At 69.5% G+C, this 9,430-nt stretch carries 9 protein-coding genes, 1 tRNA gene and 1 pseudogene; 6 read left to right on the forward strand and 5 right to left on the reverse strand.

Annotated features, from left to right (window positions below):
- The 3 genes and pseudogenes from U4E84_RS15385 to U4E84_RS15395 all read left to right on the forward strand — a co-directional run.
- Positions 1-136 (forward strand): annotated as a pseudogene (locus U4E84_RS15385) (RNA-guided pseudouridylation complex pseudouridine synthase subunit Cbf5); the annotation flags it as partial.
- 22 nt (positions 137-158) lie between these two features.
- The gene (locus U4E84_RS15390; RefSeq protein ID WP_322533001.1) at positions 159-1,406 is read left to right on the forward strand and encodes a succinylglutamate desuccinylase/aspartoacylase family protein; all 1,248 of its coding nucleotides are present in this window, start codon (positions 159-161) and stop codon (positions 1,404-1,406) included.
- A 46-nt stretch (positions 1,407-1,452) separates the two neighbouring features.
- Positions 1,453-1,523: transfer RNA gene (locus U4E84_RS15395), tRNA-Pro, on the forward strand.
- Between the two features lie 240 nt (positions 1,524-1,763).
- Here the strand turns inward: U4E84_RS15395 and U4E84_RS15400 are convergent.
- Positions 1,764-2,240, reverse strand: coding sequence for a type IV pilin N-terminal domain-containing protein (locus tag U4E84_RS15400; protein WP_322533002.1), 477 nt, complete (start codon positions 2,238-2,240; stop codon positions 1,764-1,766).
- A 172-nt stretch (positions 2,241-2,412) separates the two neighbouring features.
- On the opposite strand from U4E84_RS15400, the gene U4E84_RS15405 reads away from it, so the two are divergent.
- Positions 2,413-2,820 (forward strand): hypothetical protein, encoded by a 408-nt coding sequence (locus U4E84_RS15405; RefSeq protein ID WP_322533003.1) that lies wholly within the window; start codon positions 2,413-2,415, stop codon positions 2,818-2,820.
- A 42-nt stretch (positions 2,821-2,862) separates the two neighbouring features.
- Entirely contained in the window at positions 2,863-4,383 is a 1,521-nt protein-coding gene (locus U4E84_RS15410) for a replication factor C large subunit (RefSeq protein ID WP_322533004.1), read from the forward strand.
- A gap of 22 nt (positions 4,384-4,405) precedes the next feature.
- Here the strand turns inward: U4E84_RS15410 and U4E84_RS15415 are convergent, their stop codons facing one another.
- Positions 4,406-5,497, reverse strand: coding sequence for a HAMP domain-containing sensor histidine kinase (locus tag U4E84_RS15415; protein WP_322533005.1), 1,092 nt, complete (start codon positions 5,495-5,497; stop codon positions 4,406-4,408).
- Positions 5,498-5,731: 234 nt separating this feature from the next.
- On the opposite strand from U4E84_RS15415, the gene U4E84_RS15420 reads away from it, so the two are divergent.
- A complete protein-coding gene (locus tag U4E84_RS15420; protein ID WP_322533006.1) occupies positions 5,732-6,808 on the forward strand; it encodes a zinc-dependent alcohol dehydrogenase family protein in 1,077 nt (358 codons plus the stop codon).
- A gap of 41 nt (positions 6,809-6,849) precedes the next feature.
- Here U4E84_RS15420 and U4E84_RS15425 read toward each other — a convergent pair whose 3' ends face one another.
- The 3 genes from U4E84_RS15425 to U4E84_RS15435 all read right to left on the reverse strand — a co-directional run.
- Positions 6,850-7,743, reverse strand: coding sequence for a COX15/CtaA family protein (locus U4E84_RS15425; protein WP_345785518.1), 894 nt, complete (start codon positions 7,741-7,743; stop codon positions 6,850-6,852).
- Positions 7,744-7,829: 86 nt separating this feature from the next.
- On the reverse strand, positions 7,830-9,050 hold the full coding sequence (locus U4E84_RS15430; protein ID WP_322533007.1) for a DUF418 domain-containing protein: 1,221 nt from the start codon (positions 9,048-9,050) through the stop codon (positions 7,830-7,832).
- 81 nt (positions 9,051-9,131) lie between these two features.
- Positions 9,132-9,430, reverse strand: a 299-nt coding sequence (locus U4E84_RS15435; RefSeq protein WP_345785519.1) for a Gfo/Idh/MocA family oxidoreductase, incomplete at its 5' end; no start/stop codon positions are given.

Consider the following 9,430-nt stretch of genomic DNA (forward strand, 5'->3'; position numbering starts at 1 on the left):
GTCGTCCGAGCGCGACGACCCGCCGCTCGTCGCCTGTCACACCCCGGACGGCGTCGCGGTCTGTCTCGGTCGGCTCGTCGGCGACCCCGACGCCGAGTCGGGGGTCGTCGTCTCGCTGGAACGCGTGCTTTTATAATCGCGCCCTCGCCGGTCCGGGTATGGACGAGAGCGAGAGACCGGACGGAGGCGAGGACGGCTCCGGCGAGGCCGGAGAGCGACGAGCGGCGCTCGGCACCGCGAGCGCGGAGCCGGGCGAGGTCGCGCGCGGCTGGTTCGAGGTCGCGGAGCTGCCGACGGGCGCCGCCGAGCGGCTCCCGGTCGTCGTCGCGAACGGGTCGGAAGACGGCCCGGTGCTGTGGCTCACGGGCGGCGTCCACGGCGACGAGGCGACCGGCGTCGCCGTCGTGCAGGACGCGGTGGCGACCATCGCGGACGAGGCGCTCGGCGACCTCGCCGGGACGGTCGTCGCGGTGCCCGTCGTCTCGCCGGCGGGGCTGCGGCGCAACGCCCGGCACACGTACTACGCCGACGAGGACCCGAACCGACACTTCCCCGACGCCGACGCGGAGTCCGCGCGTCCGCCGAAGCTCCAGGAGCGGATCGACGCTCGGCTGTACGCCGCGATCACGGGCGAGACGGTCGAGGGCGTCCCGGGAGGCGGCGATCGGCGGGGCGAGTCCGTGAACCCGCCCCTCGCGGAGCCCGCCGGGACGGGCGTCGTCGCCGACGCGCTGATCGACTGTCACACCGCGCAGATCGGCAGCGAGCCCTTCGCGATCCGCGACCGCGTGTTGTACGGGGGGCGCCGCACCGAGGACGAGGCGGTCGCGCTCTCGGAGGAGTTCGGCCGGATCATCGACGCCTTCGGCTTCCCCACGGTCCGCGAGTACCCGGCGGCGGAGTACCTCGAGGAGAACATCCAGCGCACGACCGCGGGCGCCGTGCTCAACGGGGCCGGGATACCGGCGTTCACCGCCGAGCTCGGCTCTCCCCGCGTCGTCGACGACGCGCTGGTCGAGGCGGGGGTCGCCGGGATCGTCTCGGTCGCGGTCGAGCTCGGCCTCCTCGCGGCCGGGGACGTTCCGGAGTCGGTCGGCGAGCCCGCCGACCACCTCGATCCCGCGCCGGTCGACTTCCCCGTGCGTCGCTTCCGGGGGCCGACGACCGACGTCTCGGGACTGCTCCGCCACCGCGTCGCCGCCGGGGACGCCTTCGAAGAAGGCGACGTCCTCGCCGACGTCCTCGCCGCGAACGGGGAGGAACTGGGTGTGGTCCGCGCGGACCGCGACGGCTACGTACTCGGACGCGCCGAGGGACTGGCGGCCTACGAGGGCGACCCGATCGGGAGCTTCGCCGTGCGTGACGACGGCGACCTCGTGGTCCCGCGCGAGGCCGACGACGAGTGAAGCGAAGTCCTTAATTACCGCACTCCCATTTTTCAGCGTGCAGCCAGGGACCGTGGGGTAGTGGTATCCTATGCGGATGGGGTCCGTATGACCTGAGTTCGACTCTCAGCGGTCCCATAAGAAACATTATTGATTCTCATTATCAGCAGTCTTAACACCATCTAACGCTCGAAAACCGCTCTCGGTAGTTGTGCTATGGACCGCTAAAACGGCGATGCTGACAGCTCAGGATAATATCTATCCTGTTACTGTAATATCACTGATGTATTCTGCCGAGTCTACGGGAACCGCCAAATGAACGAGGTGACTGACACGCTTGCGGGGGTCTGGATAAAATCGGCGACAATGATGTCGCAATTAATCGAACGAGATGTCGCCAGTACCGTCGACGCCATCAATGTTCACTTCTACAGTACGGTCGAGGATCACTGATTCGCTCGGTGTGTGGATCAAACGGACGCGAATATCACTCGGCCCGTCACCACCATCACCGCTGAACGTCCCACTCACAGTGTCTCCGACGGAGAATCGATCACTGAACTGAGAGCTATTCGACAATTCGTCGGACCCGTCACCAATCCTAAGCTCTAGGTCCCCTGATTCGATGGGGTCGCCTCCATCATGTGAGAACTCAAATGTTCCGTTACCCGCATCGTCTGAGACGTCCACACTAATCTGCGCACTCGGCTGACTGTCGCCGAGCGAGTCGCCCAGGCCGAGCACGAACGTTCCGATCACGGCAGCCAGGATCACAGTGATCGCTACCATGAGTATGACTCCGATAACGGGACTCACGGCACGGTCGTCCGAGTTGAACAGGTTGCTTGGTTTCATTGTTTGAATCCAGCGATCCCCCGACGAAACGGGTTTTGAGTGGGGGTCTGGTGTCGCCGACAGTTCTTGACGCCCCACAGCCGTTCCGATCGGTTAGCTGGTTATCTAAGAGAAAGTAAGCACACCTTAAGTACTTAATGGCATAACTATCATCAGTGAAAATTGGACGAATATGTCGTCTCTGCTGAGGTGTGAGTCACGCTCGTGCAACCCACGGTTCGGGCTCTCACTCGGATCCACGGCGATCGCGTGTACCCGGAATCCGCGGGAGGGCGCCCTCCATTATCGCCGCGTCCTCGGGTACGCCGCGGCGCATCCGAACGTCGGTCGCCGCGATGGACGAGGCGCGAGCCGAGACGATCGGGGGCGGCTGACGCTCTCGAAAGAGATACGAGAGCGACATGGAGACCGGTATCACATCGTCGAGCGTCACGACGGAAGCACGCAAATTCCGGTCGCAGACGGCCCGATCGACGCGCTTCACCTCCTCGAGTCTGACGGCGACACCGTCGTCTCCAGCGACGGTTGGTACGAGGGGTTCGCTCCGCGGCTCGACCCGGAGGCGTCGAGCGAGGAGTGAGGCTCCGGAACCACTAAACGCCGTACGACCCTACCGCCGATAATGGTCGACTGGACGGAGAAGTACCGCCCGAGCACCCTCTCGGAGGTCCGCGGCAACGACAAGGCGCGCGACGCGTTCGCGGAGTGGGCGCGCTCGTGGGACGACCACCGCGAGGCCGTCGTCCTCCACGGGAGCCCGGGCGTCGGGAAGACGAGCGCGGCCCACGCACTCGCGAACGACATGGGCTGGGAGACGGTGGAGCTGAACGCCTCCGACCAGCGCACCGCCGACGTCATCGAGCGCTTCGCGGGACGGGCCGCCCGCAACGCCACCCTCGGCGGGAGCGCGGCCGGCGGCGGCGCGACCGGCGGCGACACGGCCTCCCGACAGCTCGTCATCCTCGACGAGGCCGACAACATCCACGGCAACTACGACCGCGGCGGTGCGAGCGCGATCACGAAGCTGGTGAAGGAGTCCGGACAGCCCATCGTCCTCATCGCCAACGAGTTCTACGACATGTCCCGCGGGCTCAGGAGCGCCTGCCAGGAGATCGAGTTCCGCGACGTCTCCGCGCGCTCCATCGTCCCCGTCCTCCGGGACGTCTGCCGGAAGGAGGGGATCGAGTTCGAGTCCGACGCCCTCCAGCGGATCGCCGACCGCAACCGCGGCGACCTCCGCGGCGCGATCAACGACCTGCAGGCCGCCACCGAGGGTCGGGACGCGATCACGGTCGAGGACGTGGTCACCGGCGACCGCGACAAGGCGCTCGGGCTGTTCCCGTTCCTCGACGCGGTCCTGAAGGAGGAGTCGGCGGCGGAGGCGCTCCAGTCGGCGTACGCCGTCGACGAGACCCCCGACGACCTCACGAAGTGGATCGAGAACAACGTCCTCGACGTGTACGACCCGGCCGAGGCGGTCCGCGCGTACGACTTCCTCGCGAACGCCGACGTGTGGCTCGGGCGCGTGCGCGCCACGCAGAACTACACCTACTGGCGCTACGCGACCGACAACGCGGCCGCGGGCGTCGCCGCCGCTCGCGACGGGACGAAGGGGGGCTGGACCCGCTACGCCCGCCCGCAGTTCTGGAGTTCCTCGGACGCGACGGCGGACGAGGTGGTCGGACGGATAGCGGCCGCGAGCGGCTGTAGCATCGCGACCGCGCGCCGCGAGGTGTTGCCGTTCCTGCGGACGGTCACGCACCACTGCAAGCCCCGGGAGCTGACCGTCGCGATGGCGGCGGCGTACGACCTCGACGAGGCCGGAGTCGCCTTCGTCACCGGCTCCGGCGATTCGACCAACAAGGTGGCGTCCGTCGTCGAAGACGCGCAGGCACTCCGCGAAGAGCGGATGGAGGAGCACGCCGAGGGCGCGTTCGCCGGCGGCGCGCGGCGGACGGAGACGGAACCGGACGCCGATCCGGAGGCGTCTGACGGCGTCGGGGACGCCGACGGGGTGAGCGCCGGCGGGAACGGGCGAACCGCGGACGGCGCGGCCGAGTCCGACGGTGCGGGCGACCCGAGTGGGGACGGAGCGGACGAGAGCGGGGACGACGGACAGGCCGGGCTGACCGACTTCTTTTGAGCGGCCGTCGCCGCCTGCGGCGCTACTCCCTCGACGAGCCGCCGGATTCCGTGGCGACGCCCCCGCGACTCGACCCTCCCGCGCCGTCGTCGACGACCTCGACGCCCTCGAACTCGAACCGCGCGCCGCCGGTCCGGCCCTCGGTCGCGGACACCGACCAGCCGTGCGCCTCGGCGACGCGCTCGACGATCGCGAGCCCGAACCCGGTCCCGCCGTCGTCGGTCGTGTGACCGGGCTCGAACACCGCTTTTCGGCGGTCCTCCGGAATTCCCGGGCCGTCGTCTTCGACGTAGAAGCCGTCGGCGAGGGGACCGACGAACACCCGGAGCGACGCGCCCGCGGGCGACCCCGTTCGACGACTGTCGCCGTTCGCCTCGTCGTCGGGGGCGCCGTCCGCGGAAGCGGCGTGCTCGATCGCGTTCCGGAAGAGGTTCTCGAACACCTGTCGGAGCCTGCTTCGGTCGCACTCGACGGTCGGGAGGTGGCCGTCGACGACGAGCTCGACGCCGGTATGGGACTCGATCGTCCCCCACGCCTGGTCCACGATCGGGCGGAGGTCCGCCGTTTCGGTCTCCTCGACGGACCGTCCCTCCCGGGCGAGCGCGAGGAGGTCGGAGATGAGCTCGTCCATCCAGTCCAGCGCGTCCTGGGCGCGGTCCAGCCGCTCGTCGGCCGCCTCGCCCTCGAGCTCCCGCGCCAGTTCGATGTTGCCGGCCGCGACCGAGAGCGGGTTCCGGAGGTCGTGAGAGACGACGCTGGCGAACTCCTCGAGCCGCTCGCGCTCGCGTTCCAGCTGCCGGCGGCGCTCGACGTCGTCGCTCGCGGGGAGGAGGTACCCCACGACGTCGCCGCGCTCGTCGTAGCGGCCGCACTCGCGGACCCACGTCGACTCGTCGCCGACCGCGAGCCGATACGTGACGTCGACGACGTCCCCGTCGAGAGCCTCTCGGAGACGCCGTCGATCCTCCTCGGCCACGGACCGGAGCCAGTCGGTCCGCGGCATCGCGTCGACGTCCAACCGCGGCTCGCCGGCGGCCTCGACGACCACCCGGTCCGGATCTCCGTCGGGCCGCCGATAGGCGACGCCCGGCCGTCGCTCGAACGACTGTGTCACGTGTGTACCCCTTTCTTGTAAGATAATAAACTTTACCTAATTATCAGTTGTATGACATAGGATATCAAGAGAATATCGTGTGAAATCAAGGTGGAGAGGAGTGAAAAGAGTATTTAGAGCCGGGAGAAACCTCGATAGTTCGACACGCTCGCATCGTCCTATCACAAACGAATCAAGAGTCTGACGGCGTCTCGGTACGGGGCGGTTTTACGTTCTCCGGGTCGTCTGTCGGGCATGCGCGCGGCAATCCTTCGGGAGTACGGCGAACCGCTGGCGATCCGCGAGATCCCGGAGCCGGAGCCCGGGCCGGACGAGGCCGTGGTCCGGGTGGCGGCCTGCGGCGTCTGTCGCAGCGACTGGCACGCCTGGATGGGCCACGGCGAGTGGGCCGACGACCGCGTCCCCCGGGGACAGGTGCTCGGCCACGAGCCCGCGGGCGAAGTCGTCGCCGTGGGGCGTTCGGTGGCTCGATTCGCGCCCGGGGACCGCGTCGTCGTCCCCTTCTCGCTCGGCGACGGCACCTGCCCGTACTGCCGCCGCGGCGCCGGCAACGTGTGCGCCGACGGGCGGGCGCTCGGCTTCGAGCCGGACGCGGCGGGCGCCTTCGCGGAGCGGGTGGCCGTCCCGGCCGCCGACTACAACCTGGTCGAGCGCCCGCCGTGGCTCGACGCCACCGCCGCGGCCGCGCTCGGCTGCCGGTACATGACCGCGTACCACGCGCTCGCCGACCGGGCCGGGCTGGGCGGCGGCGACTGGCTCGCCGTCCACGGCTGCGGCGGCGTCGGTCTCTCCGCGATCCAGCTCGGCGACGCGCTCGGCGCCCGAGTCGTCGCCGTCGACGTCGACGAGGACGCGCTCTCGCTCGCGAGCGATCTGGGCGCCGACGAGGTCGTGAACCCGACCACCCTCGCGGCCGACGACGCGGTCACGGACCGGATCGTCGAGCTGACCGGCGGGGGCGCCGACGTCTCCGTCGACGCCCTCGGAATCGCCGAGACGTGCCGAAACTCCGTCCGTTCGGTCCGACCCCGGGGAACCCACGTCCAGGTGGGGCTGACGACCGAGACCGAACGCGGCGAGGTGTCGCTGCCGACCGACTGGATGACCCGCTGGGAGGTGTCGTTCGTCGGGTCGCGCGGCATGCCGCCGACGAGCTACGACGACCTCTTCGCGCTCGTCGAGGCGGCCGACGTCGACCCAGGCGCGCTGGTGCGACGGGAGATCAGCCTCTCAGACGTCTCGGACCGACTCGCCGCGATGGGCGAGTACGACGTGCGGGGCGTCGAGGTCGTCACGGACCTCGCGAACTGAGAGTACCGTCCGGGACTGCGGATCCGACGCCTGCGCGCCTGTCAGTCGCCGCCGATCGGCTCCGTCGCGGTTCCGGCGCCGTCGGCGTCGCGGGCGATCCATCCCGCACCGGCAGCGAGCGCCACGGCCACGCCGAGCGCGACGAGGTTGATCCGCTCCCACACCGCGGTGTACAACACCAGGTCGCGGCCCAACAGGAGCGTCAGAACGAGCGCGCCCGTCGCGCCGGCCGCGAGCCGGCGGACCGTCCGCGCGGTCGACCGACTCACTCCCGCGTAGCCGGCCCGAGCGGCCTCCGTGGCGTACGCGACCGTCGCGACGAGCCCGAGGTGTCCCGCCAGCCCGGTGACGTAGAATCCGGCCTGCGCGCCCGGCGAGTAGGTGACGAACGGGACCGCCCGCGAGAAGACCGCGCTGGCGACGACGCCCGCGACGGCGACTCCGGTCGCGATCCGGAGGAGTCGAGCGGAACCGCGGCCGCCGCCCCAGATCGTCGCCAGCCCGAGGAGCGTGAAGATGGTCAGCGCCACGATCAGGTGCGCGGCGTGCGTCGAGACGGTGTACCCTCCGGGGACGAGCCCGCCGACCGTGACCGTGACGGCGCCGACGGTGATCTGCAGCGGGAGGACGACGACCGCGAGCGTCGCCGCGATCCGGGTCCGACGGTCGAAGCCGCCGAGCCACGTCCAGCCGGCGACGCCGATGATGAGGAACCCGGTCACCATCGCCCACGCGCGGTGGAACCACTCGATGAAGTCCGGGTTGATCGTCAGCGCGGGGATGAGCTGGTCGGAGCAGAGCGGCCACTGGGCTTCACACGCCAGTCCGGAGCCGGTCGCCGCGGTGTAGACGCCGAGCGCGAACAGTGTCAGCGTCATCCCCGTCGTCGCCGCCGCGTATCGCCTGAAGGTCAGCCACGCGGGCCGAAGACTCATTACCCGAGTTCGGAAGCGAGCGCACTTAGACCGTTCGGAGGCTCCACGCCGGCGGGAACGGAGGGGACCGCGGCGGGCGGTGGCAGTTAGTCCGGCGTTCGGAGCGGCTGTCGGTCGCCGTACGTCAACGTCCGCCAGACCCACTCGACGGGACCGAAGCGGTAGCGTTCGAGCCACGCGACCGACAGCGCCACCTGCACGACCCAGATCGCGACGACGATCCCGTACTGCTCGACGCGGGTCACGGAGCCGAACAGGCCGAGCCCGTGGCCGTAGAAGATCGAGGTCGCGAGCACGGTCTGGAGCAGGTAGTTCGTGAACGCGGTCCGACCGACCGCGGCGAGGCCGCGAGTCACCGGACCGTCCGGGCGCCGCTTCGCGTACAGCATGACCAGCCCGAGGTAGCCGCCGGCGACGAGGAGGCTCCCCCAGTAGTTGAACTGCCGCCAGTACAGCGCCGCGTCCGCGCTCCAGTCGTTCGCCTCGATGTAGGCGACGCCGGCGACGACGATCGCGACGCCGACGACCCCGCCGGCGACGAGCCGCTTGTAAAAACGCGCCGAGCGCTCGCCGGTCAGCACGCCCCAGCGGTACAGCGCCATCCCGAGCAGCATCACGCCGCCGACGCGCCAGAAGCTCGATCCGATGAACCCGCTCGTCTGTCGCTCGAGGGAGGAGGAGACGCGGTGGTCCATCTGCTCAAGCCAGCCGCCGCGATACGTCGCCACCTCCTGGCGCAGCGCGGCCTCGCTCGGTGCCCACTGCGCCGCGATCGCGTCGCCGCCGATGCTCACGGCGGCGAACAGCTCTATCGCGGGGACGAACAGGAGGAAGAGCCCCCCGAGCGTCGCGAGCCGTTTGGCATCCAGGTCGCGGACCGCGACCAGGAACAGTCCCGTGACGCCGTACGCGACGAGGATGTCGCCGTACCACAGCAGGTACGCGTGCAGCAGACCGATCGCGATGAGGACCGCGGTCCGCCGGTAGTGGAGCCGGACGGCGGGTTGGCCCTTCTCCGCTTTGCTCTCGACGAACAGGAGGACGCCGGCGCCGAACAGCGCCGAGAACAGCGTGATGAGCTTCGACTGCGCGAACACGTGGCCGGCGAACCACGCCCAGTAGTTCGCGCCGGTGAAGTCGCCATAGACGGTCGCGTCGGCGTAGACGGTGGGGTTCAGCAGCGTCGCCTCCGGCATCGCGAACACCCAGACGTTGATGAGTAAGATTCCGAGGAGGGCGAACCCTCTGAGCGCGTCCAGGCTGACGATGCGTTCGGAGGGCGGCGTCGGACCGGGATCGCGTGTCACGGGTTGATTCCGAGGTGGGACCGCAGGACCGAATAGGTTCGGATACCGGGCACGGGGACTGGCGGTCGACTCGCCGCCCACTCAGTCCAGCCGGACCGCCTCGCCGCGGTCCGAGGAGCGGTAGATCGCGTCGATGACGCGCTGGACGGAGAGCGCCTCGTCGATCGTGTTGATCGCGGGCGCCTCGCCGGCCGCGACCGCGTCGAGGAACGTCGCCTGCTCGGCGGCGTGACTGTCGCTCTCGCGGGTCTCGACCACGGTGTCGGAGAAGTGGTGGTGGTCGCCGTCGAACGCCCGCGCCTCGTGAACCGTGAGCTCGTCGCTGCCGCGGTCGAACGTCGCTCCCGCCTCCGTCCCGCGGATCACGAACTTGTCGTTCG

It is taken from the genome of Halorubrum sp. AD140, assembly GCF_034497445.1.
GTDB lineage: Archaea > Halobacteriota > Halobacteria > Halobacteriales > Haloferacaceae > Halorubrum.

Excerpts from the sequence above, each read along its gene's own strand:
- U4E84_RS15400 (WP_322533002.1), bottom strand. The coding sequence starts at position 2,240 with ATGAAACCAAGCAACCTGTTCAACTCGGACGACCGTGCCGTGAGTCCC.
- U4E84_RS15420 (WP_322533006.1), top strand. The coding sequence starts at position 5,732 with ATGCGCGCGGCAATCCTTCGGGAGTACGGCGAACCGCTGGCGATCCGC.
- U4E84_RS15405 (WP_322533003.1), top strand. The coding sequence starts at position 2,413 with ATGTCGTCTCTGCTGAGGTGTGAGTCACGCTCGTGCAACCCACGGTTC.
- U4E84_RS15390 (WP_322533001.1), top strand. The coding sequence starts at position 159 with ATGGACGAGAGCGAGAGACCGGACGGAGGCGAGGACGGCTCCGGCGAG.
- U4E84_RS15410 (WP_322533004.1), top strand. The coding sequence starts at position 2,863 with ATGGTCGACTGGACGGAGAAGTACCGCCCGAGCACCCTCTCGGAGGTC.
- U4E84_RS15425 (WP_345785518.1), bottom strand. The coding sequence starts at position 7,743 with ATGAGTCTTCGGCCCGCGTGGCTGACCTTCAGGCGATACGCGGCGGCG.